At 61.1% G+C, this 26,546-nt stretch carries 19 protein-coding genes; 11 read left to right on the forward strand and 8 right to left on the reverse strand.

The genetic code is table 11. The features are described 5' to 3' along the window. Nucleotides 1-44: 44 nt before the first annotated feature. Nucleotides 45-4,940, reverse strand: a complete 4,896-nt coding sequence (locus J3P75_RS16185) for an NAD-glutamate dehydrogenase (protein WP_434707415.1) — start codon at nt 4,938-4,940, stop codon at nt 45-47. 754 nt (nt 4,941-5,694) lie between these two features. On the opposite strand from J3P75_RS16185, the gene J3P75_RS16190 reads away from it, so the two are divergent. The 11 genes from J3P75_RS16190 to J3P75_RS16240 all read left to right on the forward strand — a co-directional run bounded on the left by J3P75_RS16190 (nt 5,695) and on the right by J3P75_RS16240 (nt 20,765). Beyond that, nucleotides 5,695-6,888: a colicin-like pore-forming protein gene (locus J3P75_RS16190; protein WP_434707416.1), complete on the forward strand. Its 1,194-nt coding sequence runs from the start codon at nt 5,695-5,697 to the stop codon at nt 6,886-6,888. A 738-nt stretch (nt 6,889-7,626) separates the two neighbouring features. Next, on the forward strand, nt 7,627-7,980 hold the full coding sequence (locus J3P75_RS16195) for a hypothetical protein (protein WP_434711319.1): 354 nt from the start codon (nt 7,627-7,629) through the stop codon (nt 7,978-7,980). Nucleotides 7,981-8,269: 289 nt separating this feature from the next. Beyond that, complete coding sequence (locus J3P75_RS16200; protein ID WP_007913915.1) at nt 8,270-9,229, forward strand: AAA family ATPase; 960 nt, start codon at nt 8,270-8,272, stop codon at nt 9,227-9,229. Between the two features lie 5 nt (nt 9,230-9,234). Then, nucleotides 9,235-10,179: a DUF58 domain-containing protein gene (locus J3P75_RS16205; RefSeq protein ID WP_090282951.1), complete on the forward strand. Its 945-nt coding sequence runs from the start codon at nt 9,235-9,237 to the stop codon at nt 10,177-10,179. Then, the gene (locus J3P75_RS16210; RefSeq protein WP_434707417.1) at nt 10,176-10,673 is read left to right on the forward strand and encodes a DUF4381 domain-containing protein; all 498 of its coding nucleotides are present in this window, start codon (nt 10,176-10,178) and stop codon (nt 10,671-10,673) included. Before J3P75_RS16205 ends, J3P75_RS16210 begins: the two co-directional genes overlap by 4 nt. Beyond that, entirely contained in the window at nt 10,666-11,745 is a 1,080-nt protein-coding gene (locus J3P75_RS16215) for a vWA domain-containing protein (protein ID WP_434707419.1), read from the forward strand. The genes J3P75_RS16210 and J3P75_RS16215 overlap by 8 nt, the downstream gene beginning before the upstream one ends. Beyond that, nucleotides 11,742-13,481, forward strand: a complete 1,740-nt coding sequence (locus J3P75_RS16220; protein WP_434707420.1) for a VWA domain-containing protein — start codon at nt 11,742-11,744, stop codon at nt 13,479-13,481. Before J3P75_RS16215 ends, J3P75_RS16220 begins: the two co-directional genes overlap by 4 nt. Further along, the gene (locus tag J3P75_RS16225) at nt 13,478-15,115 is read left to right on the forward strand and encodes a BatD family protein (protein WP_434707422.1); all 1,638 of its coding nucleotides are present in this window, start codon (nt 13,478-13,480) and stop codon (nt 15,113-15,115) included. Before J3P75_RS16220 ends, J3P75_RS16225 begins: the two co-directional genes overlap by 4 nt. Before the next feature lie 174 nt (nt 15,116-15,289). After that, nucleotides 15,290-16,534: an exonuclease SbcCD subunit D C-terminal domain-containing protein gene (locus tag J3P75_RS16230; RefSeq protein ID WP_434707424.1), complete on the forward strand. Its 1,245-nt coding sequence runs from the start codon at nt 15,290-15,292 to the stop codon at nt 16,532-16,534. Beyond that, nucleotides 16,531-20,172, forward strand: coding sequence for an AAA family ATPase (locus J3P75_RS16235; protein ID WP_434707426.1), 3,642 nt, complete (start codon nt 16,531-16,533; stop codon nt 20,170-20,172). Before J3P75_RS16230 ends, J3P75_RS16235 begins: the two co-directional genes overlap by 4 nt. Next, nucleotides 20,169-20,765: a glutathione S-transferase gene (locus J3P75_RS16240; protein ID WP_434707427.1), complete on the forward strand. Its 597-nt coding sequence runs from the start codon at nt 20,169-20,171 to the stop codon at nt 20,763-20,765. Before J3P75_RS16235 ends, J3P75_RS16240 begins: the two co-directional genes overlap by 4 nt. Nucleotides 20,766-20,924: 159 nt before the next feature. Here the strand turns inward: J3P75_RS16240 and J3P75_RS16245 are convergent, their stop codons facing one another. The 7 genes from J3P75_RS16245 to araD1 form a co-directional block, all read right to left on the reverse strand. Further along, the gene (locus J3P75_RS16245; protein WP_208937732.1) at nt 20,925-21,182 is read right to left on the reverse strand and encodes a hypothetical protein; all 258 of its coding nucleotides are present in this window, start codon (nt 21,180-21,182) and stop codon (nt 20,925-20,927) included. Next, nucleotides 21,179-21,391 (reverse strand): hypothetical protein, encoded by a 213-nt coding sequence (locus J3P75_RS16250; RefSeq protein ID WP_090282942.1) that lies wholly within the window; start codon nt 21,389-21,391, stop codon nt 21,179-21,181. Before J3P75_RS16250 ends, J3P75_RS16245 begins: the two co-directional genes overlap by 4 nt. Before the next feature lie 367 nt (nt 21,392-21,758). Further along, a complete protein-coding gene (locus J3P75_RS16255; RefSeq protein ID WP_090282941.1) occupies nt 21,759-21,938 on the reverse strand; it encodes a hypothetical protein in 180 nt (59 codons plus the stop codon). 155 nt (nt 21,939-22,093) lie between these two features. Further along, entirely contained in the window at nt 22,094-23,269 is a 1,176-nt protein-coding gene (locus J3P75_RS16260; protein ID WP_434707428.1) for a lactonase family protein, read from the reverse strand. After that, nucleotides 23,269-23,568 (reverse strand): DUF5629 family protein, encoded by a 300-nt coding sequence (locus J3P75_RS16265; protein ID WP_434589447.1) that lies wholly within the window; start codon nt 23,566-23,568, stop codon nt 23,269-23,271. Before J3P75_RS16265 ends, J3P75_RS16260 begins: the two co-directional genes overlap by 1 nt. Nucleotides 23,569-23,813: 245 nt before the next feature. Continuing rightward, nucleotides 23,814-25,394, reverse strand: coding sequence for an aldehyde dehydrogenase (NADP(+)) (locus J3P75_RS16270; RefSeq protein WP_434707429.1), 1,581 nt, complete (start codon nt 25,392-25,394; stop codon nt 23,814-23,816). A gap of 9 nt (nt 25,395-25,403) precedes the next feature. Beyond that, the gene (gene araD1, locus J3P75_RS16275; protein ID WP_434707430.1) at nt 25,404-26,396 is read right to left on the reverse strand and encodes an AraD1 family protein; all 993 of its coding nucleotides are present in this window, start codon (nt 26,394-26,396) and stop codon (nt 25,404-25,406) included. Nucleotides 26,397-26,546: the final 150 nt, after the last annotated feature.

Consider the following 26,546-nt stretch of genomic DNA (forward strand, 5'->3'; position numbering starts at 1 on the left):
CCCCGGCATCTCACGACACCGGGGCTTTTTCATTCAACCACTACTTACGCCAGTTCCAGCTCGGCATTCGCAGCAGCCACAGGCACGATCGTCTGCCCGCTCAACGCCAGATCCAGCAGTTCACGGTTGGCGACGGCATACATGGCGTAGTCCGTGCCGCTCGCGGCGCGGATTTCCACCAGCATGGCGCGCCAGCGCGAGATCATGCTTTCGTGCTGTTCCATCCACAGCGCCAGGCGTGCTTCCACGTCCTGGGTGCCGTCGCCCTGTTGCAGGACGGAGATGGTGATCGCGCGTTGCTGCCAGTCGACGTCGTCACGGAACGCTTCACGGGCCAGCGCCTGCCAGTTGTTTTCAACCGGCAGCGCGCTGATCTGTTGCAGGTACCAGGTCACGTCCAGCGCCGAACCGACGGCGAAGTAGGCCTTGGCCACTTCGGCCGGGTTCTGCCCGGTGACGTCGGAGGCTTCGATGATCGGCAGCAGCGTGTACAGGTGCGAAGTGCCTGCAACCATACGCGCCAGCAGTTCCGGCACACCGGCAGCCACGTAAGCCTGATAACGCGCCTGCCAGTTTTCGCGGATTTCGCCGCTGAGCAGTTCGTCGAGTTTCAGACCCAGCTCTTTCAGGTGCGGACCGAAGTGCGCGACGTCACGGGCAGCGTTCTGCTCGTTGCGACGGGCACGCAGAAACCAGCGCGTGGCACGGCGACCCAGACGCATCAGCTCGTCCATCAGCTCCAGTTGCACGTCAGCGGATACCTGATAATCCAGCGCTTCGATCTGACGGAACCAGTGCGGGAGGTGGAAGATGTCGCGCACGATCACATAAGCGCCCGCCACGTTCGCCGGGCTCATGCCGGTCGACTCTTTGAGTCGTTGAACGAAGGTGATGCCCATGTGGTTGACCAGGTCGTTGGCGATCTGGGTGCTGACGATCTCGCGCTTCAGACGGTGACGACGCATGGCTTCGGAGAACTTGCTGACCAGGGTCGGCGGGAACGCCGTTTCCATGTCGCGGGTCAGGTAATCGTCATCCGGTACCTGCGAGCCCAGCAGCTGCTCCTTGAGGTCGATCTTGCTGTAGGAGATCAACACCGACAGCTCAGGACGGGTCAGGCCGTGGCCTTCAGCGATACGCTCGGCCAATTGCTCTTCGGTCGGCAGGAACTCGATGGCACGATCCAGCTTGCCGCGGCCTTCCAGATCGCTCATCAGACGCTTGTACTCAGCGATGCGCGCATACGCGCGACGCGCCGCCAGGGACAGGGCCTGAGTCTGCTTGTAGTTGTTGCCCAGCACCAGATTGCCGACTTCGTCGGTCATGCTCGCCAGCAACTGGTTGCGTTGCTTGTCGGTCATGTCACCGGCCTGAACCACTTCGTTCAGCAGGATCTTGATGTTCACTTCGTGGTCGGAGCAGTCCACGCCACCGGCGTTGTCGATGAAGTCGGTGTTGGAACCGCCGCCATTGAGACCGAACTCCACACGACCCAGTTGGGTCATGCCGAGGTTACCGCCCTCGCCCACGACTTTGCAGCGCAGCTCGTTGCCGTTGACGCGCAATGCATCGTTGGCCTTGTCGCCGACGTCTGCATGGCTTTCGGTGCTGGCCTTGACGTACGTGCCGATACCGCCGTTCCACAGCAGATCCACCGGGGCCTTGAGCAAGGCATTGAGCAGTTCGGTCGGGGTCAGTTTGTCAGCCTTGATGTCGAAGCGTTCTTTCATCTGCGGGCTGATCGCGATGCTCTTCGCGCTGCGCGAGAAGATCCCGCCACCTTCGGACATGATGCTGGTGTCGTAGTCGGTCCAGGCCGAACGCGGCAGGTCGAACAGACGCTGACGCTCGACGAAGCTGGTCGCCGGGTTCGGATTCGGGTCGATGAAAATGTGCATGTGGTTGAAGGCCGCGACCAGTTGCAGCTTGTCGGACATCAACAGGCCGTTACCGAACACGTCACCGGCCATGTCGCCGACGCCCACCACAGTGATGCTGTCTTCCTGAACATTGATGCCGCGTTCGCGGAAGTGGCGTTGTACGCCAACCCACGCGCCTTTGGCGGTGATGCCCATTTTCTTGTGGTCGTAACCAGCCGAACCACCGGAGGCAAATGCGTCACCCAGCCAGAAGCCGTAGTCGATGGCGATGCCGTTGGCGATGTCGGAGAAGGTTGCAGTGCCCTTGTCTGCTGCCACGACCAGGTACGGGTCGTCGTCGTCATGACGCACGACGTTGGCCGGCGGTACCAGCGCGCCGTCTTTCAGGTTGTCGGTGATGTCCAGCAGACCGGAAATGAAGATGCGGTAGCAGGCGATGCCTTCGGCCGCGATCTCGTCACGGCTGCCGCCCAGTGGCAGACGACGCGGCAGGAAGCCGCCCTTCGCGCCCACTGGCACGATGACCGAGTTCTTCACTTGCTGGGCTTTTACCAGGCCAAGAACTTCGGTACGGAAGTCTTCTTCACGGTCGGACCAGCGCAGGCCACCACGAGCGACGTTACCGAAGCGCAGGTGCACGCCTTCAACGCGTGGCGAGTAAACGAAGATTTCGAACTTCGGCACTGGCTTCGGCAGTTCAGGAATCGCGTGCGGGTTGAACTTGAAGCTGAAGTACGACTTGTTCTGTCCGTTGGCGTCAGTCTGATAGAAGTTGGTGCGCAGCGTGGCTTTGATCAGGTCGAGGTAACGACGCAGGATGCGGTCTTCGTTGAGCACCTGGACGTCGTCCAGTGCGGTCAGAATCGCTTGTTCCAGACGCAGTTGCTTGTCTTCCAGATCATCGTCGCTGAGCTTGCGCGCCAGATAGAAGCGGGTCTTGAACAACCGGGTCAGTTCGCGAGCGATGTCGGTGTGGTTGTTCAGGGTGCTGGCGATGTAGCCCAGATCGAAGCCCAGACGAATCTGCTTCAGGTAACGCGCGTAGGCACGCAGCAGCGCAACGTCGCGCCATGGCAGGCCGGCGGTCAGCACCAGACGGTTGAACGCATCGTTTTCGGCGTCGCCGCTGACGATGTGGACGAAGGCGTCTTGCAGGGTGTCGTTGAGTTGCTGGATGTCGAGGTCCAGACCTTCAGCGGCGGTGAACGCGAAATCGTGAATCCAGAACTCGCGACCATTGGTGTGACGCAGACGGTACGGGAATTCACCCAGCACGCGCAGGCCGAGGTTTTCCAGGATCGGCAATACGTCGGACAGCGCCAGCGGCGTGTCGGCGTGATACAGCTTGCAATGCAGCTCGCGCTGGCCGGAAACCTGGCCCAGCGGCTGATAGAAGCTCATCACCAGCGGATTCTTTTCGTTGAGGCTCAGCAGGTGTTGCATGTCGACCACGGCCGAATGCGCCGCGAAACGCTCGCGGTAGCCGGCCGGGAAGCCTTTCGGGAAATCCGCCAGCACGTTGGTGCCGTGGGCTTCGCCGAAGCTTTCGACGGTCAGTGCGGCGTAATCGTCCTGCCAGCTGCGGCAGGCCTGAACCACTTCTTTTTCCAGCAGCACCGGGTCGATGTCGAGACGGTTTTTCGGGTCGACGCGCAGAATCAACTGCACGCGCGCCAGTACCGACTCGGAGAAGAACGTCCAGAATTCGCAATCGGAAGCCTTCAGGCGCTCCATCAGCACTTGCTGGATCTTCTGGCGAACTTCGGTGGAATAGATGTCGCGCGGCACGTAGGCCAGGCAGTAGCAGAAACGCCCGTACGGGTCTTTGCGCAGGAACACGCGGATCTTGTTGCGCTCCTGGATCTGCACGATCGACATCACCGTGGTGAACAGTTCGTCGACCGGGGTCTGGAACAGGTCGTCACGCGGCAGCACTTCGAGCACCTGCGCCAGTTCCTTGCCCAGGTGAGCCTTGGACTGGAAGCCCGAGCGACGTTCGATTTCTTCGACTTTGCGACGAATGAACGGGATGACCCGCACGCTCTCGCCATACACCGAGGAGGTGTACAGGCCCATGAAGCGGTGTTCCTTGATGACCTTGCCATCGGCGTCGATCTCGCGGATCGACACATAGTCAGGGTAAGCCGGGCGGTGCACACGGCTCGGGTGCGCGGCCTTGGCGAACGACAGCGGAGTCGGTTCACGCAAGTAGGCAACGGCGTAGTCTTCGATGCGCAGGTCTTCGTAGGTCAGGCCGGTGCGCAGCAGTTTGGTCAGGCCGAGGAAGGAGTTCTGGTCATACTCGATGTGGCCGCCGTCGGCCTGATCGGTGACCACGAATTCTTCGTAGCCAAGGAAGGTGAAGTGGTTGCCCACCAGCCATTCCAGGAAGCTTTTGATTTCGTTCTTTTCATCGGCATCGATAGCGAATGCGCTGGCGTCGAGCTTGCCGAGGATTTCCTGCACCTTGGCTTTCATCGGCTCGAAATCGGCGACCGCGACGCGGACTTCACCGAGCACCTGTTCCAGCTCTTTGCTCAGCACGTTCAGCTCGGCCGCATTGGCGCAGCGGTCGATTTCCAGGTACATCAGCGATTCGTGCAGCACATCTTCGCCGGTGCTGCCTTTTGGCAGGATTTCCAGCAGCTCGCCCTTGCTGCCACGGCGTACGCTGAGCACGGTGGTTTGCAGGGTGTGGATGCTGTAGCCGCGGCGGTTCAGCTCGGTGCGCACCGAGTCGACCAGGAATGGCAGGTCGTGGTGCAGGACTTCGACCGCAGTGTGGGTCGACTGCCAGCCGTGGCGTTCGTAATCAGGGTTGTAGACGCGCACTTGCGGTTGCGCGTGATCGAAGCGCTCAAGCAGGCGCCACGCGGAAAGAGTACAGCCAGCGAGGTCGGAGAGGCGACGTTGAGTCAGCTCGTCCAGAGAAATGATGCCGAAGAATTGTTCAGCGAACAGCGCCACTTGTGGCAGTGCCTGTTCACTGATGTGCTGCGCCAGTGCCGCTTGCAGTTGGTGCTGGAAGTCGGCTTTGCTGGCTGCGGTGAAGAACGCCATCTGTGGTACTCCGCTTAAGCTTGTTATTGATGGAAAGCGTCGCGTGCAACACCCCTTTCGGGGCCTGTGTCGCCCTGTTCCTGATTCTCGGGCAGAGGAAACAGGGTGACAGGTGGGTGAAGCTGGACGAGACCCTCAGGTCACATTCACCTTCCATTGGATGGGCAGCTGCAAAAGCGACTGTCCTGACTGCCGACAATGCCTTTACGGGTGCCCATCCGATGCGCAGCTTAAAGGGTGCGACAATGTGTCTGCTTGCGGTGCTGCGACATATTCGGTCATCGGCACGTAAATGCTGGGTTTAGCCTGCTTCAACCCTAGCAGGCGAGAGGCAAAACGCAGGTTCGAAAGCCCGGATTTACAGGACTCTCGTGCCAGGACACCTCCTTTTGGACCTTACATATCCGGAAACGAAAACCCTTAGGGCCTTTTTACCGACCCTGAGCGTCGCATCCGGTTCAGCGCAGGCGGTTGTCGCGGGTCGGTTTGCAGGCTGTTTGACAACAACGTTACCGCGAGGGCTGATCACACCATCCAGCATCGCCGAACTTATCAAGTTTCGCTTAAACAAATCACATAAAAACAAACAGTTAAAAACCGCTTCATCTTTTCTTACAAACCGCATCGAAATGACCCACACAATTATCAGAACACTTTAGGACACTGCGACTTGTTCGAACTTCCATAGAGCGCTAACAATATGAAACACCTGACGCCTGACGGATCGGGCTTCAAACGCACAAGGAACTTGCAAATGTCTCAGCTGGAATTACCAGGAATAATTACTTACCGCGACGGTTCGTGGGAAATCATCAATCTGAACCCGAAAAAGATTCGCGGCGATATCAGCAAGAATTACCCTTTGGGTAATCCAATGCACGGATTCACACTCGCCATTCAAAACGACTTCCATGCACGCAAACAAAATCTTGAAACCAACCTGCAGTCTGAATTAAACCAAGTCGACAATGCACACCCGCCCCTTGCAAACGTAACACCCGACGCATGGCTGTCACGCACCCTGAACATAGTCAATGAATTATTATTCAAGAAAAACAACGAACTGCAACAGCAACTGAAAGTTGTAAAAACCGCAAAACTATATGCAAAGCTGGAGGCCACTTACAATGCAATGATTCTCAATGATCAAATCGCAAGCCTTCAGAACAGACAAACCAAGTTGTATGCAGAAGTGGAACGTCGCCAGGCTGAGGCTATTGCCGTGCAACAAACTGCTGATGCAGCAAGACGCGCCGAGGAAGTGCGCAAGCATGCGGCAGAACAAGCTCGGCAGGCAGCGCTGGCAGAAGCCAGACGTCTGGAGGACGAAAAAAAGCGGATCGAGTCCGAAGCAGAAGCCGAACGCCTTGAAGACTACAAACGCGCCGTAGCTTTCGTGGCCGATGCGAACAAATACATTCTTGAACAACATGGTGCCAACCTGCACCAGATAGTACTGGATCTTCAGAAGGATATTTCGGGGAAGAAGATCAGAGGCTACGACGAAGCGATGCAGACTTTTGAAAGAGTCCGCACGAATCGCAATGCGAGGCTAAGCCCGCAGGATACGCGAGCGATCGCGGACGCGCTGAATGCCCTGGACAAAGCGACTTACACGGACAACGTAAATCGGCTCGCCAAAGGTTTTGGCGTGACCGGGAAAATCGTGCAGGCGCATTCTGTTATAGAAAAGACCGTAACTGGCTTCCGGGACGGCAACTGGAAACCCCTGATGCTGGAGCTTGAGAGTATCGCCGCAGGGATCGCGGTTGGTGTGATGGTGGCTGCCGCTGTCGCGCTTCTTCCTGCAGCCGCAGCCACCAGCGCACCGGTCATCGTGGCGGCTGGGTTATTGATCGCAGTGGCAGCATTCATGCTGGATGCAAATAACGTAGAAAAAATCAACAACATGATTCTCGAGCAAATCAATACTGCATCGCCAGAATAACCATTGCTTTTTTGCAGGGCTTGAGTCGATTACAGCGTCTCAAGCCCGATTGAACCACTTGAAACCGTGGTATATCCGAGCTTCCTCATGAATAAAAATAAATTCCGACAGACTCCTCTATTGTTAGCATTCGCACTATTTTGCGCCCCTATTTTCTTCATAAACCTTTTTTTGCCCGCATATCCGCAAAGCAGCTTTGACTTTATTATCGACGACTTTCTGGACAATCAACTACTTGGCCGTATCGGATTCTGGTCCTCTTTTTTCCCCTTCAGCTCGAAGGCAACGGCAAACTACGTGGCTATATTCGGCCCCTGCCTGGCTTTGTTCTCAACCTACCAAGCCTTTACTATAGAATTTGACCCCGCACAATTTGATGAGATGACTCTTAAACGCTACCTTGTCATTCTTGTGGGGGGCGGTTTTCTTTTTGTTGTTTATGCATGGAACTTTTATGTAAATTCCAGCGATCTGGCAACAGCCAAGGGAAAATATGGGCGTATTTTTGGCATCAACATTATTTCCTTCTCGGTTTATTACTCAGCAAATTCCATTTGTTTGTACTTCCTGGTCCCGTTCATGCTGCATCGCTGCTTTTTCTATATTCCCTGTCGCCTTATCAAAAAATGGTGGTGCACAAAACAAAAATCCCGCAACCATCGCAGCAAAATCTTCATCGGGCTGGCAAAATCAGCTTTTTGGCGCATCCGCCGCGCCCGGCTAACCAGGAATCCTCCCATGCAAATGACCACCGCCCTGCTCATCGTCAACCCGTGCGATGACGAAGAAGACAACATGGCCATGCTCTGCTGCCACAGCGACAAGAGCGAGATGTTCTTGATGAGCCGCTACCCGGATGAGGATGAGCTGGAGATCACCCTGGATGGCGAGCCGTCGACGCTGGAGGGCGTCAAGGTCACCTTGAGTTCGAATCTGTTGAAGATCGAGATCGCCGCGGCGGATGCCGATGCGTTGAACGGGGATGATGTGCTGGAGATCAGCTTCAATCCGGATATGGTGGATATGGATGAGGTGGTCGAGACCCTCAAGAACATCCTTGATGGGACTGGCACGTTCATCAACGAAGTTTGATACCGCTTGGTCTGGCCCCATCGCTGGCAAGCCAGCTCCCACAGTGATCGATGTGTTGCACAAATCGCACGCACGACGCAGGAACCTGTGGGAGCTGGCTTGCCAGCGATGGGGCCGGAACTGCCACCTCAGCACTCTGCCCAACAAAAAACCAACAAATCCCCCAGTCATTTCCCGCACTTTGCGCAAAATGCCGTTAGTCGCCACCCCCCGCGATGGATTAAAGTAACGCCCCCAGCCACAGCGTTAGCGAACGCCTGTGGCCACCCCTTTGCAGGAACCGTCACCGATGGAACATCGTGAAGCGCTGCTCGCGCTGCGAACCTTTCTTTCAACGCAGATTCTCGGCCAGGAAAAGCTCATCGAGCGTTTGCTCATCGCCCTGCTCGCCGACGGCCACATGCTGGTCGAAGGCGCGCCGGGGCTGGCCAAGACCAAAGCGATCAAAGAGCTCGCCGAGGGCATCGAAGCCCAGTTCCATCGCATCCAGTTCACCCCTGACCTGTTGCCGGCCGACATCACTGGCACCGAGATCTATCGCCCGGAAACCGGCAGCTTCGTGTTCCAGCAAGGGCCGATCTTCCACAACCTGGTGCTGGCGGACGAAATCAACCGGGCCCCGGCCAAGGTGCAATCGGCCTTGCTCGAAGCGATGGCCGAGCGTCAGGTCAGCGTCGGGCGCAGCACCTACGAACTGTCGCCGCTGTTTCTGGTGATGGCCACGCAGAACCCGATCGAGCAGGAAGGCACCTATCCGCTGCCGGAAGCGCAGCTCGACCGTTTCCTCATGCACGTCAAGATCGGCTTCCCCGACGCCGCCGTCGAGCGGCGCATTCTGCAGCAGGCCCGGGGCGAAGCGCTGAACGGCGAAACCAAACCCGAGCGCCGCGTCAGCCAGCAGGCGATTTTCGCCGCGCGCAAGGAAATCCTTGGCTTGTACATGGCCGACGCCGTGGAGGAATACCTGGTACAACTGGTCATGGCCACGCGCAACCCGGCCAAGTTCGATCCGGAGATGGCCGAGTGGATTGCCTACGGCGCCAGCCCGCGCGGTTCGATTGCCCTCGACCGCTGCGCCCGTGCCCATGCCTGGCTGGCCGGTCGCGACTTCGTCAGCCCGGAAGACATTCAGGCGGTGCTGTTCGACGTGTTGCGCCACCGCATCATTCTGTCATTTGAAGCCGAGGCCGCGGGCATCGATCAGGACCGCGTGGTGCAGCGGATTCTCGACGTCGTCGCCGTCGCTTGAGCCCCATGAACGCCGCCCTGCCCGCCGAGCCCGGTATCCGCATCAACCTCACCGAGTTGATCGAGATGCGTCACCGCGTGCGCGAGGTGCAGCTGTTTTCCACGCCGAGTCAGCGCAGCCCGCTGATCGGCCTGCATCACTCGAAATTCCGCGGGCGCGGCGTCGACTTCGATCAGGTGCGGGTCTATCAGGCCGGCGACGATGTGCGCACCATCGACTGGCGCGTGACGGCGCGCACCCAGGAACCGCACACCAAACTGTTCCACGAAGAACGCGAGCGGCCGATCTTCATTATGGTCGAGCAAAGCACGCGGCTGTTTTTCGGCTCCGGGCTGATGTTCAAATCGGTGCTGGCGGCACAAGTGGCCGCGCTGATCGGCTGGGCCGCACTGGGCCATAACGACCGCGTCGGCGGATTGGTATTCGGCGATAACGAGCATTACGAAATCAAGCCGCGACGCAGCAAGCAAAGCCTGCTGCAACTGCTCAACCGGCTGGTCAAGGTCAACCAGTCGCTGCACAGCGAGCGCGAGCCGGATCGCGATGCCTTGGGCGTGGCTCTGCGCCGTGCCCGCGAAGTACTGCGCCCGGGCAGTCTGGTGATCGTGATCTGCGATGAGCGCGCGTTGTCCGACAGTGCCGAGCAGCAACTGAGCCTGCTGTCGCGGCATTGCGATCTGTTGCTGCTGCCGCTGTCCGACCCGCTCGATCACGCCCTGCCCGCCGCCGGGCTTTTGCGCTTCGCCCAGAAAGGCGCGCAACTGGAACTCGACACCTTGAACTTCGACCTGCGCCAGACCTACCGCGCCCAGGCCGAAGCGCGCATCGCTCGCTGGGAATTGCTCGCGCAGAAATTGCGCGTGCTGTTGATGCCACTCAGCACGCAGAGCGAAATGGTCGAGCAGATGCGCGAATTTCTCAATCCACAGCGGCCGGGGACCGGTCGATGAACGGCCTCGAACAACTGCAACCGCTGATCTCTCCGCCGCCGATCGGCTTCTGGCCGCCGGCGCCGGGCTGGTGGCTGTTATTGCTGCTGTTGCCGCTGCTGGGTTTCGCTGTGTGGAAGCTGCGCCGTTTCATTCCGGTCAGAAAACGCCCGGTGGTGCGCGCCGAACAACCGCTCGACCCGGTGCGCGTCGCCGCCCTCGCGGAACTCGCGCAAATGCCCAAGCCCTATGACGGCGCGCCGGCCGGTGCCTGGTTGCAGCAGCTCAACGGCCTGCTCAAACGCCTGTGCCGCAACCACTATCCCTACAGCCAGAGCCACACGCTCAACGGGCGCAAGTGGCTGGCATTTCTCGACAACCGCTGCCCGGCGGCGGGTCTGACGCGCTGGATGGTGCTGGTCGAAGGCGCCTACAAGCCGGAGTGCAAACTCGACGACAAAGCCATCGCCGGCCTGACCCAGGCGGTCGACACGTGGATTCGCAAACATGTTTGAGTTCGCCTGGCCGTGGATCTTCGTGCTGTTGCCGCTGCCGTGGCTGATGCGGGTGCTGCTGCCAGTGGCCGACAGCGGCGAGCCGGCACTCAAGGTCAGTTTTCTCGCCGACCTGGAAGGCCTCGCCCGCCGCCGTGCCCGCGCCAACCTGCCAGCGTGGCGGCAACAGGCGCCGTTCATCCTTTTGTGGTTGCTGCTGCTGGTCGCGGCAGCGCGCCCGCAATGGCTCGGCGAGCCGCTGCCGATTGCTGCCAGTGGTCGCGATCTGCTGGTGGCAGTGGACGTATCCGGTTCGATGGATTTTCCCGACATGCAGTGGCAGGACGAAGAAGTCAGCCGCCTGTCGCTGGTTCAGCACCTGCTCGGCGATTTTCTGGAAAGCCGCGAGGGCGACCGGGTCGGCCTGATCCTGTTCGGCAGCCAGGCGTATCTGCAAGCGCCGCTGACTTTTGATCGGCGCACCGTGCGCATCTGGCTCGACGAGGCGCGAATCGGCATCGCCGGCAAGAACACCGCGATTGGCGATGCAATCGGTCTGGCGTTGAAACGTCTGCGCCTGCGTCCGGCACAAAGCCGCGTGCTGATTCTGGTGACCGATGGCGCCAACAACGGTGGCGAAATCGATCCGCTGACGGCCGCCCGACTCGCCGCCAGCGAAGGCGTGAAAATCTACCCGATCGGCATCGGCGCCAACCCCGAAGACAGCGGCTCCACCGGCCTGCTCGGCGTCAATCCGAGCCTGGACCTCGACGAGCCAGCGCTCAAAGCCATCGCCGACGTCACCGGCGGGCAATACTTCCGCGCCCACGATGGCCTCGAGTTGCAAGCAATCAAGGACACCCTCGACCAGCTCGAACCGGTGACTCAGCAACCGACCCAGGCGCGCCCGGCCCAGGCCTTGTATCACTGGCCGCTGGCCTTGGCGCTGTGGTTGAGCCTGTTATTGGTCGCCCGCGAACTATGGCCGGACAACCCGCTGCAACGCCTGCTCAACAAGGAATTGAATCTGCAAAGTCCGTTGCCTGACTGGCGCGAGCGCCTCAAGCGCCTGCGCTTGCGGAGGCGTCGATGATCGCGCTCTGGCCGCACTGGTTCCGTCCCTGGTGGCTGCTGCTGTTGCCGCTGCTGGGCTGGATGATCTGGCAGCTCTGGCACCGGCAGAAACGCGCCGGGCGCTGGCAAATGATTCTGCCGCCGGCCTTCCACGCCACCCTGCTCAGTGGCGGCAATGGCCGCGACAGCAAACTGCCGTGGGTCGCCCTCGGCGTGGCGTGGCTGCTGACGATTCTGGCGCTGCTCGGGCCGAGCTGGGAGCGCGTCGAACAGACCAGCCAGAAACCGGCCGATCCGTTGGTGGTGGTGCTGGAACTGACTGCGGAAATGCTCGCCACCGACTCGCCACCGACGCGTCTGGAGCAGGCGCGACGCAAGCTCTTCGACCTGTTACAGGCGCGCAGCGATGCGCAAACCGCCATCGTCGTCTACGCCGGCAGCGCCCACACGCTGGTGCCGCTGTCGGATGACCTGGCGACCAGCCGCAACCTGCTCGATGCGCTGAAACCGTCGCTGATGCCGCAAAGCGGTCACCGCGCCGATCTGGCTGTCAGCAAAGCCCTGGCCTTGCTGAAACAGGGTGCGCTCGGCCAGGGGCGGATTCTGTTGATCGGTTCTTCACTTGATGAGCAAGAACGCGACGGCATACGTCGGGCGCTGCGCGGGCAGTCGGCGCAACTGCTGATGCTCGGCATCGGCACCGCTGAAGGTGCGCCGATTGCTCAGGAGGACGGCAGTTTCCTCAAGGACGAACAAGGCGCGATTCGCGTCCCGCAACTCGACAGTCCCGGCCTGGCGGCGTTCCTCGACAGCGTCGGTGGTGAATACCACGCCGCACGGCTGGACGAAGGCGACCTCGGCGCGCTCGGCCTGCTCAACGGTCCGCGCAGCTTGCGCGACGATGGCCAGACCGTGCGCCTCGACACCTGGGCCGATCAGGGCTACTGGCTGCTGCTGCCGCTGTTGTTGCTCGCCGCGTGCGCCGGGCGTCGCGGCTGGCTGTTCTGCCTGCCGTTGCTGCTGTGCCTGCCACAACCGAGCTACGCTTTTGACTTTGAAGACCTGTGGTTGCGCCCGGATCAGCAAGGCCTGCACCTGCTCAAACAGAAGCGCCCGGCCGACGCCGCGCAACATTTTGAAGATCACCAATGGCAAGGGGTGGCGTTGTACGAGGCCGGCGACTACAGTGGCGCCGCCCAGCGCTTCGCCGAAGGCAGCGATGCCCGCGCCCACTACAATCGTGGCAATGCCTTGGCGAAAAGCGGCGAGCTGGAAGCGGCGATTGACGCCTATGAACAGGCGCTGGAACTGCAAGCGGATCTGCGTCCGGCGCAAACCAACAAGGCGCTGGTGGAAAATCTGCTCAAGCAGAAAAACGCCCCGCCGCCAGTTGAACCAGAGAGCAAGCCGAACGAACAGCCCAGCCTGCCCGGCGAGGAACCTTCGCCCGCCAGCGCTCCGCCGCCAGCGGTCAGCAGCGAAAGCCCAAGCGAGGCGCAGACGGCCGAGTCGCCCAACGAGCCGCCACCGGCCACACCGCCGCAGCCCGGCCCCAATGAGGTGCCAGGCAGTAACGAGGCCGAAGAAACGGACACCGTGCCAACCCTGCGCCCGAGCGAGAATAATCTCGAAGGTGAGCAGCGTCAGGCATTGGAACAATGGCTGGGCAAGATCCCGGACGACCCGGGGGAACTGCTGCGGCGCAAATTCTGGTACGAACAGCAACAACATCAGGATCAGGAAAACATTCGATGACCCGCTTCACCGCTCTCTTGCTGCCCCTGCTGATCTGCTCGGCCACCGCCCAGGCGGCCGAGCTGACCGCCAGCGTGGATCGCAGTCGCCTGAACTCCGGCGAGACGGTCGAGCTCACCCTCGAAACTGACGACGTCACGCAATTTGGCAAACCGGACCTGACTGCGCTGGAACCGCTGTTCGAGGTGCGCGGCACACGCCAGGTCAACCAGTTGAACACCCTCAACGGTGCCAACCGCGCGACCACCCGCTGGATCATCACCCTGCTGCCGAAAGAAAACGGCAGCGTGGTGATTCCGCCGCTGCAACTGGGCGAGGCGCAGAGCCAGCCGATCACCGTACAAGTCATCGAAAGCGACACCCGCGAAAGCAAAAACAGCCTCGACCCGGTGTTCATCGAAGCCAGCCTGGATCAGTCCAGCGTCTATGTGCAGGCCCAAGCGATTCTGACGCTGCGCATTTACCATTCGGTGTCGCTGTACGACGACAGCAGCCTGACCCCGCTGCACATCGCCGACGCGCGCATTGAACAACTGGGCGACACGCGCACCTACGAGAAAGACCTCAACGGTGTGCGCCACGGCGTGATCGAGATGCGCTACGCGATCTATCCGCAGCACAGCGGCTTGCTGACCATTGCCCCGCAAACGTTCAGCGCCACCCTGGTCGACACGCAGCCATCTCAGGACGCAAATGCGCAGGGGCCGAAACCGGGCAAACTGATGCGCGTCAGCTCCGCAGAAATTCCGCTGACGGTAAAACCGAAACCGCTGACCTACCCGGTCGACGCGCCCTGGCTGCCCGCGCGCAGCCTGAGCCTGAGCGAAAGCTGGAACCCCGAGCCCGAACACACTCAGGTCGGCGACTCACTGACCCGCAGCCTGACCCTGAAAGTCGAAGGCCTTGCCAGCTCGCAATTACCCCCCCTGCCCGCCACCGACGTCGCCGGCGTGCGCCGCTATCCCGACCAACCGGTGCTGAGCAACCAGAGCAGCGAGCGCGGCCTCATCGGCAGCCGCGAAGAGCGCGAAGCGCTGGTGCCCAACCGCAGCGGCGCAATCGACCTGCCAACCGTCGACGTGGTCTGGTGGAACACCTTCGAAGACCATCTCGAACACAGCAGCCTGCCCGCGCGCACCCTGCAGGTGGCCAACAACCCGAGCCTGCAAATCGACACCCCGGCCGGCACCCTGCAACCGAACAGCGTCGACAACGACGTGTTGTGGTGGTGGAAACTCAGCACCCTGATCCTCGCCTGCACCACCCTTCTGGGCTTCGGCCTGTGGTGGCGCGCCCGCTGGCAACCGGCAATCCACCGCGCCGCCCAAACCGGCCCGAGCCCACGCACGTTGATGGACGACATCAAGCGTGCGAGTCAGGCGAATGATCCGCAGGCAACGCGGCAGGCGCTGGATGCTTGGGCGCGGCAGCAGCCGGAGACACTGGCGGACATGGCGGCGCGGTTTGTGCCGCTTTCGGATGCGCTGGATGGTTTGAACGGCGCGCTGTACAGCGAGACCGGGCAGCATTGGCAGGGTGAGGATTTGTGGCGGGCGATCCGCACGATACCGCCGGCGGAACGGGTTCAGGATCCGGTGGGTGATAGTGGGTTGCCGCCGCTTTATCCGAAGTGACCGCGCTCACTGTACCTCGTGGCGATTGTGGCGAGGCCGCACGACTGCGCCTCACGCAGTTGCTTCAGCATTGATCGCCACGACAGCCCTGCCCCGACAATAATCTGTAAACTTCCCTTATTTTGCCGCCGTCATTTTCCAGCGGCCTTCACCTGATTTTTAGCGGAGTCCACCTTGCGTCTGTTCCACACCTCCGACTGGCACCTTGGGCAAAACCTGCATGGCCAAGAGCGCGATTTCGAGCATGCGTGCTTTCTCGAATGGCTGCTGCGCCAATTGCAACTGGCGCAGCCGGATGTGCTGCTGATTGCCGGGGACATCTTCGACACGGTCAACCCGCCGGTCAAAGCTCAGGAACGCCTCTACGATTTCATCGTCAGCGCCCACGAACAGCAGCCGTTGCTGACCATCGTGATGATCGCCGGCAACCATGATTCCGGCTCGCGGATCGAGCTGCCCGCGCCGTTGATGCGGCGTTTGCGCACTCATGCGCTGGGTCGAGTGTTGTGGCTCGATGACGGGCAGCTGGACGCCGAACGGCTGCTGCTGCCGTTGCCGGATAAAAACGGTGAAATCGCCGCATGGTGCCTGGCGCTGCCGTTCCTGCGTCCCGCTGAAGTCACCGGTGCGCATCTGGGCGACAACTATTTGCGCGGTATCGGTCAGGTGCATGAATGGCTGATCGAGGCGGCCAACGCCAAGCGCCAACCGGGTCAGGCGCTGATCGCCATCAGCCACGCGCACATGGCCGGCGGTTCGGTGTCAGAGGATTCCGAGCGCAGCCTGATCATCGGCAACGCCGAAGCCCTGCCCGCCAGCCTGTTCGGTGCGAGCATCAGCTACGTCGCCCTCGGCCATCTGCACAAGCCGCAGAAGGTCAATGGCGAGGAGCGCATTCGCTACAGCGGCTCGCCGATTCCGTTGTCGTTCTCGGAAATCGGTTATCAGCACCAGATTCTCGATGTCGTCCTCGACGGTGAAACGTTGGTCAGCGTCGAGCCGAAGCTGATCCCGCGCTCGGTCAATCTGCAGCGCATCGGCCCGGCGCCACTGGCCGAGATTCTGCTGCAACTGGCCGATCTGCCGAACATCGACCTGCTCGCCGAAACCCAGCGCCAGCCGTGGCTGGAAGTGCGCGTGCGCCTCGACGAGCCGCAGCCGGATCTGCGTCATCAAGTGGAAACCGCGCTGCAAGGCAAAGCCGTGCGTCTGGTGCGCATCGCCGCTGAATACGCTGGCAACCGTGGCGCTGACGGCGCCGAAGATGGCAGCGCGCTGATCGAACTCGACCAGCTCACCCCGCAGGAATTGTTCAGCCGCGCCTGGCTCGACAACTATGGCAGCGAGGTCGACGAACAGACCCTCAAGGACTTTGCCGAACTGCTGCAAGACGTACAGACGGAGGGCGAGCAGCCATGAAGATTCTCGCCATTCGTTTGAAGAACCTGGCCTCGCTGGCCGGTCCGTTCGAAATCGATTTCACTGCCGAACCGCTGGCCAGCGCCGGTCTGTTCGCGATCACCGGCCCGACCGGCGCCGGCAAAAGTACCCTGCTCGATGCCTTGTGCCTGGCGCTGTTTGGCGCGGTGCCGCGCCTCAACAACACCGGCCGCGACGCCAAAGTCCCCGACGCCGACGGCGAAATCGCCACCGGCGATCCGCGCACCTTGCTGCGCCGCGGCACCGGCGAAGGCTATGCGGAAGTGGATTTTGTCGGTGTCGACGGTCGACGTTATCGCGCGCGTTGGGAAGCCAACCGTGCCCGCGAGAAGGCCGGCGGCAAGTTGCAGGCCAGTCGGCAGAGCCTGCGCGACATCGATCAGGATCAGTTGCTCGCCAGCCAGAAAGGCGAATACAAAACCCAGCTCGAAGCCGCGCTGGGCCTGAACTTCGAGCAGTTCACCCGCGCCGTGTTGCTGGCGCAAAGTGAGTTCAGCGCGTTCCTCAAAGCCGACGACAACGATCGCAGCGAGCTGCTGGAAAAACTCACCGACACCGCGCTGTACACGCGCCTCGGTCGCCGCGCTTTTGACAAGACCAAAGAGGCTCGCGAAGCACACAAGCTGTTGCAGGATCAGGCCAGCGGCGTCACCCCGCTCGCCCCTGAAGCCCGCGCCGAACTGGACGAGCGCTGCAACGCCGCGCAGCAGCAAATGAAGCTGCAACAGGCACAGCTCAAACAACTCGAACAACAGCACGGCTGGCTCAAGGATTTGCGCCTGTTGCAGGATTCGCAGCAAGCCGCCACCGAGCAATTGCACAGCGCGCAGCAGCAATGGCAAGCGCTGGCCGGTGAGCGCGTCAAGCTGAGCCAACTGGAGCAACTGGCGCCGCAACGGCACCAGTTCGCCCGCAAGACCGAACTCGATGCACTGCTCACACCGTTGGCCGCGCAGATCGCCGCGCACACGCAACAACACGTCGAATTGAGCGAGCGCCAGACGCAGCTGGAGCAAACCCTTGAGGCCGCGAAAGTTGCCCTGAGCCAGGCGCAACAACAGCAAAGCGAGAACGCGCCGCTGTTGCGTCAGGCTTTCGAAGAACACAGCACCCTCGCCCGTCTGGTCAAGGAGGTCGCGCAAAGTACCGAGGCCAAACTCGCGGCGCAGCAGGCATGCACCGACGGCCAGCAGGCCATTCAGGCCTTGCAGGAAAAGCAGGCCGAGGCCGCCGAGCGCCTGCAGCGCATCGCCAGCGAACTGGAGCAAAGCGCTCATCTGGCACCGCTGAGCGATGCCTGGAATGCCTACCGCGATCGCCTGCAACAACTGATGCTGATCGGCAACCGCTTGAACCAGGGCCAGGCAGAACTGGCGAGCCTCGAAGCCAGCGCCGCTCGCAGCGCTGAAGCTTTGACCGCACAGAAACAGCAACTGGAAGTGTTGTTCAAGGAGGCTGGCGCCGAGCCTGATGCCGTCGCCGAACAGATCGGCCTGCTCGGTACGTTGCTGCAGGACAACCGTAAACAGTTGCGCGCCTTCGAAGATCTGTCGCGCCTGTGGGCCAGCCAACAGGACCTCGACAAGCGCGCCAACGAACTGCAACAACGCCTGCTCAGCGCCCAGCAACAACGCGAGCATCTGACCCAGGACGGGGTGAAAAACAAAGCCGAGCTGACCATCGCCGAGCAAACCCTCAACGTCACCCGCGAGTTGCTCGAGCGCCAGCGTCTGGCGCGCAGTGCCAGTGTCGAAGAGTTGCGCGCGCAATTGCAGGATGACCAGCCCTGCCCGGTCTGTGGCAGCAACGAGCATCCGTATCACCAGCCTGAAGCACTGCTGCAAAGCCTCGGTCGTCACGACGAAAGCGAGCAGGCCAATGCGCAGCAGGTGGTCGATCAGCTCAAGGAAAAACTCGCCGAATTGCGCGCCGAAGTCGGTGGCGTGATCGCGCAGCAAAAAGAACTGCTGCAGCAGCAGGAGCAACTGGCCGCGCAGCAACAAGCCTTGGCGCCAAGCCTCGAGGCGCATCCGCTGGCAGCGCAACTGCTTAATCAGGACGCGGCCAAGCGCGACGCCTGGCTGACCCGGCAAAACGAGCAACTGAACCAGAGCATCAGCCAGGACGAGCAGCGCCAGAGCGCTCTGCTCACCCTGCAACAGGACGCCGCGCGCCTCACTCAGCAACTGCGTCAGGCCGAAACCGCGCATCAGCAAGCCGCGCAGCAATTGAGCAATCAGCAGCGCGAACTGAGCAGCGACCGTCAGCGTCTCGACGAAGAACTCGCCGCGTTCGCCAGCCTGCTACCCGCTGACACCCTCGAAGCCTTGCGCCAGGAGCCGGCCGCGACCTTCATGCAACTCGACCGGCAGATTGCCGAGCGTCTGGCTCAGCTCGATCAGCACAAGGAAGAACAGGCCGAACAGTTGCAGCGCCAGCAGACGCTGGAGAAGGAACAGGACCGCCAGCAGACCCGCGCCCAGCAATTGCACAGCGCCGAGGCGCAACTCAACGGCCTGACCGAACAGCAGCAGGTCTGCCAACAAAAACTCGCGCAACTGCTCGGCGAACACAGCAGCGCCGAGCAATGGCAGCAGCAGCTCGAACAGGCGGTTGAACAGGCGCGCAGCGGCGAAGCCATTACCGCGCAGGAACTGCAAAGTGTGCGCACGCAACTCGTGCAGATCGCCGCTGAACTCAAGGCGCAGCAGGAACGCTTGCAAGCGCTGCAAAGCGAAGATCAAGACCTGCGCGGCAAGATCGCCGATTGGCGGGGCCGTCATCCGGAACTGGATGACCAAGGTCTCGAAGCTCTGTTGCAGATCGACGACACGCAACTCAGCGAATTGCGCCAGCGTTTGCAGCACAACGAAAAAGCCATCGAACAGGCGCAGGTGTTGTTGCAGGAGCGCGACCAGCGTCTGCTCGATCATCAGGCACAACACAACGGCAACCTCGATGCCGAACAACTGGCGAGCGCCCTCGCCAACCTGCAAAACCAGTTCGACGTCAGTGAGCAGCAATGCGCCGAACTGCGCGCCGAGCAGGTCGAAGACCAGCGCCGGCAGAACGCCAATCAGGCTCTGGCGCAGCAGATCGCCGGCGCTTATGCCGAATATCAGCGCTGGGCGCGCCTCAGTGCGTTGATCGGCTCGGCCACCGGCGACACTTTCCGCAAGATCGCCCAGGCCTATAACCTGGATCTGCTGGTGCATCACGCCAACGTGCAATTGCGCCAATTGGTCAAACGCTATCGCCTCAAACGCGGCGGCAGCATGCTCGGCCTGCTGGTGCTGGACACGGAAATGGGCGATGAACTGCGCTCGGTGCATTCGCTGTCCGGCGGCGAGACGTTCCTGGTGTCGCTGGCGCTGGCACTCGGGCTGGCGTCGATGGCGTCGAGCACGCTGAAAATCGAATCGTTGTTTATCGACGAAGGCTTTGGCAGCCTCGATCCGGAATCCCTGCAACTGGCAATGGACGCCCTCGACGGCCTGCAGGCGCAGGGCCGCAAGGTCGCGGTGATCTCCCATGTGCAGGAAATGCACGAGCGCATCCCGGTGCAAATTCAGGTGCAGCGCCAAGGCAATGGTTTGAGCACACTGGAGGTGAAATGAACACGTTATATTCCTTCCGCCGCTGCCCGTATGCGATGCGTGCGCGGATGGCCTTGCACTACTCAGGCGTACCGGTGGAGATCGTTGAGGTCAGCCTCAAGGACAAACCGGCCGAGATGCTCGCACTGTCGCCGAAAGGCACGGTGCCGGTGCTCAATGCCAATGGCCGGGTGATCGATGAAAGCCTGGCGATCATGCACTGGGCCCTGGAGCAGCATGATCCGGACGACTGGCGCCTGAAGAACGACCCCGCCGCAGAGCTCGTCACCAATATGCTGATCGAGACCAACGACACGCAGTTCAAGACTTCACTGAATCACTACAAGTACGCCGAGCGCTACCCGGAAAAACCGATGGAGGTCTATCGCATGGAATGCGAAATGATCGCCCATTCGCTGGACTTGATGCTGGCGGATCAGGACCACTTGTTGGGTGATCAGCTCAGCCTCGCCGATGTCGCCCTGCTGCCGTTCATTCGCCAGTTCGCCCATGTTGATCGCGAGTGGTTTGCGCAGACGCCGTATGTAGCCTTGCAGGGATGGTTGCAGCGGTTGCTCGAGTCTGAACTGTTTACGTCGGTTATGAAGAAGTAGCTCGAACTTCCTGACTTGACTGTTCCCATGCGCAGCAAAGGAATGCAGCCCCGGACGTTCCGCGTCCACTCCAGAGCTGGAACGCGGAGCGTCCCTTGAGGCATTCCTTTGCTGCGCATGGGAACGATCAGTCGATGAGCGTGGGACGATCATCACCGATCAGGCCAGCACCTGGCACATGCCCAGCGCCATGCAATCGACTTCGAACGGGCCGAGGAAATCCACCGCGATCTTGGCCGGAGGATTGCCGGCCATCAGCCCCAGCGTGTTGGCGCGTTCGATGTTGTGAGCGATGCTGTGATTGACCTCGATGGCCCGGGCCAGCGCGCCGACCGAGCCTTGGCCGATACCCAGTAACGAAGTGCCGTTGGTGAAGAACGCCAGACCGGCGATCACCCAGAGTCTGTAGCCTTTCATGCGCCGCCGACTCCTGCGAGTTCGGCCCGGTCGACCATGACGCTCTGCGAGCGCACTTCGAACTGGACACCGGGATGAGCGACGTCAATAGGCGCGTCGAAGCTGTGTTCCATCTGCGAGGCGATGCTGACAAACAGCACCACGGCCAGGTACACACCAATGGCCAGGTAGGCGCCGCGTTTGGCGGAGTGAAGGATTGCGCTGGCCATGGTGTTCTCCCGTAGGCAGGTTTCGATGCCCACAGAATCAATCAAAAAAGCCGTAGCAACCACTCAGGGTTTGCCATAGTAAACATCAGCTTCGTCGATTATTTACCCGCTCTATTCCCTCGCTTGAAGAAACCTATGACCGAATGCCGCGCACAGTTGATCGTTCCCACGCTCTGCGTGGGAATGCAGCCGGGGACGCTCTGCGTCCCATTGGAACGCGGAGCGTCCCTAGAGGCATTCCCACGCAGAGCGTGGGAACGATCGGGTGCTGAGCGCGCGCAAAAAGGGCCGTCGAAGGCTGCGATCTTTTGACGTTGAAGATCAAAAGATCGCAGCCTTCGACAGCCCTTTTCAGGTGACGGGAATTTCAGGCCTGGGTTTTGTGATCCAGCGCGGCGTAGAAGTTGGCGCTCTGTTGCAGGTATTTCTGGGTGTAGCTCTGGGTGTGGGATTTTTTCTCGGCGATTTCGACGTTGGCACCGGCAGGCAGTACTACGGTGGCGGAAATGGCGGAGGCGGCGATAACGGAGAAGAGATTGAAGTTCATGGCGGTAACCCTCGTGTTCGTTTGCTTGGTTTGCCCGGTCGGGCTGTGAAACAAACGTAACGCTGCAGGGTTGCCGCTTGAAATCTTTTGTAGCATTAGCCGTTATCAGCGTAATTAATACAAAGGCACAGGCCCCGAATAACGGGGCCTGTGGCTTATTGTCGCACTAGAAACTTGATGTCGCTGGGCGCGTCGATCGGCAGTTTCTGCACGGTTTTGCCGAGCAGACCGGTCTTGCCATCGCGTTCGACGACAACAATCTCGTTGCTCTTCTGGTTGGCGATCAACACGAATTTACCGCTCGGATCGAGGGCGAATTCACGCGGATGGTCGCCTTCCACCGAACGTTTTTGCAGCTCCTTCAACTGACCGTTGGCCGGATCGATGGCAAACACCACCAGTTGATTGGCGGTGCCACGGTTGCTGACGTAGAGAAACTTGCCGTCTGCCGAGGCATGCAACGCGGCGCCGGCCTTGTCCGACGTCGGCTGACCGGCGGCCAGATCGACCAGTTGCGTCTGGGTCAGGACGCCATCCATGTAGTCGAATACCGCGACCTGCGCGCTCATTTCCATGGTCAGCCAGGCGTGCTTGCCGTCGGCGCTGAACAGCAGATGACGCGGGCCGCTGCCGGCCGGCAACGCCACGGAAGGCGTCTTCGCGGGTGTCAGCGGCAGGTGCGGATTGGCTTTCGGATCGAATTGATAGATGAATATCTTGTCCGCGCCCAGGTCGTTGGAGAACACGTAGCGGCCATCCGGCGAGGACACCGTCGAGTGCACGTGGTTGGACGCCTGACGTTCAGGATTGACCCCGCTGGCCGGGTGCGCGCTCATCTGCACCACCGGCTGGAGCTTGCCGTCGGCGCCGACCGGCAACACCGCCAGGGTGCCGCCCGGATCTTCCACCACCGAATAGTTGCTGACGAACAAATGGCTGGCGTCAGCGCTGAGGCTCGAATGGGTCGGCTCGTTGCCCAGGCTCTGCACCTGATTGATCAGGCTCAGGGCGTGGGTTTTCGGATCGATGGCGAAGCTGCTGACGCGGCCGACCGGGTCCTGCTGGCCCGGACCGTTTTCGTTCACTACGAACAGGCGTTTCTGGTCCCTGGACAGGGTCAGCCACGACGGGTTTTCGGTCTTGACCACTTGCAGCGGCTTGGCGGCGATCTGCCCGGTGGCGCTGTCGAAGCTCATCCGGTAAATGCCTTCGCTGCTGCCGGCGGTGTACGAGCCGACCAGCAACTGGAAGTTTTCCGCGTAGGCGCTGGAAAAGCCCATCGCGCCGACGCTGCCGGCCATCAGCAGCGGCCAGAAATTACGCATTTTCATTATTGTTCATCCTCATCGTCGCTGCTGCTGACTACATCACCGAGGCAGACCAGGCGGTGTTCGCCGGTGGTCTTGGTGTGGCTGGCGTAACCGATGATCAGCCAGTTCTTCAGCTTTTCATCAAAGGTGGCAGCCTCGACTTGTGCCGGGGTGAATTCCCAATGTTTGGCCTCACGACCAACCATGCATTCGATGTGCAGGTTATCGTCTTCGTCGAGGGCGAATTCGAAGGCGTGCAGGTCGTCGATTACGACCATACCGCAGTGTTCGAGGGCGTTGAGAAGGGTTTGGGCAGTCATGGCAAACAGTCTTTCTTGGGGGGGAAAGGGCCAATGATAGCTTAATGTCGCGCTGAAACCCGTGTGGGAGCCAGCCTGCTGGCGATAGCGGTGTGTCAGTCAGCAAATAACTGGCAGATGTTGTTGATCGTTCCCACGCTCTGCGTGGGAATGCCTCTAGGGACGCTCCGCGTTCCACTGGGACGCAGAGCGTCCCGGGCTGCATTCCCACGCGGAGCGTGGGAACGATCAACAGCTGGTGGGCTTTAGATCGCCTCACGCGATGGCTTGCCATCCACCAGACGCTGAATGCGCAGCGGGTTGGCGTTTTTCAACGGCTCAGGCAGCAAGCTGTCCGGGTAGTTCTGGAAGCACACCGGGCGCAGGAAACGGTCGATCGCCAGCGTGCCCACCGAAGTGCCGCGCGCATCGGACGTCGCCGGATACGGCCCGCCGTGGACCATCGAATCACACACCTCGACACCGGTCGGGTAACCGTTGAGCAGGATGCGCCCGACCTTCTGTTCGAGCAGCGGCGTCAGTTCGGCGAACTGTTCGAAGTCGGCCGGCTCGCCGATGATCGTTGCGGTCAGTTGCCCGTGCAGGCCGTGCAGCGCAGCGCTGAGTTGCGCCTGGTCGGCCACTTCAACGATCACCGTGGTCGGGCCGAACACTTCTTCCTGCAGCACTTCATCGCCGTTGATCAACAGGCTGACATCCGCCTTGAACAGCTGCGGTTGCGCCTGATTGCCCTGCTGCGGATTACCGGCCAGATGCTCGATGCCGCTGTGCGCCAGGAGTTTTTCCAGGCCTTTGCCATAGCTGCCGAGGGTGCCGGCGTTGAGCATGGTCTGCGCCGGCTGATCGCCAATCGCTGCAGCGACCTGCTGCACAAACGCGCTGAACTGCGGCGAGCGGATGCCGATGACCAGACCCGGGTTGGTGCAGAACTGTCCGCAGCCCTGAACCACCGACGCGGTGAGATCGCGGGCGACGGTTTCCGAACGTGTCGCCAGCGCTTGCGGCAGCACGATCACCGGGTTGATGCTCGACATTTCGGCGAACACCGGAATCGGCTGTGGACGCGCCGCGGCCATGTCGCACAACGCGCGACCGCCCTTGAGCGAACCGGTGAAACCGACGGCCTGAATCGCCGGGTGCTTGACCAGCCACTCGCCGACGCCACCGCCGTAGATCATGTTGAACACACCGGCCGGCATGGCGGTTTTTTCCGCCGCACGAATGACCGCGTCGGCGACCAGCTCAGCGGTGGCCATGTGGCCGCTGTGCGCCTTGAACACCACCGGGCAACCGGCGGCCAACGCCGCTGCGGTGTCGCCGCCGGCAGTGGAGAACGCCAGCGGAAAGTTACTCGCGCCAAACACAGCGACCGGGCCGAGGCCGATGCGATATTGACGCAGGTCCGGGCGTGGCAATGGCTGACGATCGGGTAACGCCTGATCGATGCGCGCGCCGTAAAAATCGCCGCGACGCAGGACCTTGGCGAACAGACGCATCTGCCCGCTGGTGCGACCGCGTTCGCCCTGAATGCGCCCGGCCGGCAGTGCGGTTTCGCGGCAGACCACGGCGACGAAATCATCGCCCAGCGCGTCCAGCTCGTCGGCAATCGCGTCGAGAAACTGTGCGCGGCGTTCGGCGCTGAGGCTGCGATAGGCCGGGTAAGCGGCGGCGGCTGCCCTGGCGGCGGCGTCGACTTCTTCAGCGGTGGCCTGGGTGAAGTTGTGCGGCAGTGCTTCGCCGGTGCTGGCGTCGACCGATTGCAGTTTGACGCTGCCAGCGGCACTGCGCTGACCGCCGATGTAGTTGTGACCGAGAATCTGAGTCATGGGATCTCCTTAAAGGGTGCCAATGCTGTCGGGGGCAAACACTGCGTCGATCGGCACGATACCATTGACCAGCGGTGCGCCGAACTCAGCCTGACTGATTTCAAACACGTCGCCCGGCTGGGTGCGAATGCCGTCGGCGAACGACAGCGTCGCGGTGCCGAAGAAATGAATGTGCACGTCGCCCGGACGCAGGAACTGCCGGTATTTGAAGTGGTGGTATTCGAGGTTCGCCAGGCTGTGGCACATGTTGGCCTCGCCGCTGAGGAATTCGTTCTGCCACAGCACTTCACCGTCACGCAGGATGCGACTGGCACCTGCAAGGTGTTGAGGCAATTCACCGGTGCGAAGTTCCGGACCATAACTGCAGCTGCGCAATTTCGAATGCGCCAGGTACAGGTAATTCTTGCGCTCCATGACGTGATCGGAGAACTCGTTGCCTACCGCGAAGCCGAGGCGATACGGCTTGCCGTCGTGACCGATGACGTAGAGGCCGGCCATTTCCGGCTCCTCGCCCGCGTCTTCGGCGAACGGCGGCAACGGGAACGGTTGGCCCGGGCGCACGACGATGCTGCCGTCACCTTTGTAGAACCACTCCGGTTGCACACCGGCCCGCCCCGCCGCCGGTTTGCCACCCTCCAGACCCCATTTGAAAATGCGCATGGTGTCGGTCATGGCCGCTTCGTCGCCGGCCTGCTGGTGCATTTTGTCCCGCGCCGAGGCGCTGCCCAGATGGGTCAGGCCGGTGCCGCTGACCAGCATGTGTGCCGGGTCCGGGTGATCGAGTGGCGGCAGGATGCGCAGTTCGGCGAGCAGTTCGGGGTAATCGTGATCGGCGCCGAAGCCGAGGGTTTGTACGTGCTGCTCCAGCGTGTTGCGCGCCTCGATGGCAGCCAGCGCCAGATCGCGCACGCTGCGCGCGCCCTGTACTTCACGCACCCGCGCCTTGTCGACCACGCCGACGCGGCGCTCGCCGTTGGTTAATTCGAATTGAACCAGATGCATGTTGTTCTCCTTTAAACGAATCTCAAGAACGCTATAAATCTTTGTGGGAGCTGGCCTGCCAGCGATAGCGGTGTGTCAGTCAGCGAAAACTTCAGGATTAGACCGCAATCGCTAGCAGGCTAGCTCCCACAGGGGATCTGTGTTGCTTTC

The organism is Pseudomonas sp. R1-1, assembly GCF_051132135.1.
Classification (GTDB): domain Bacteria; phylum Pseudomonadota; class Gammaproteobacteria; order Pseudomonadales; family Pseudomonadaceae; genus Aquipseudomonas.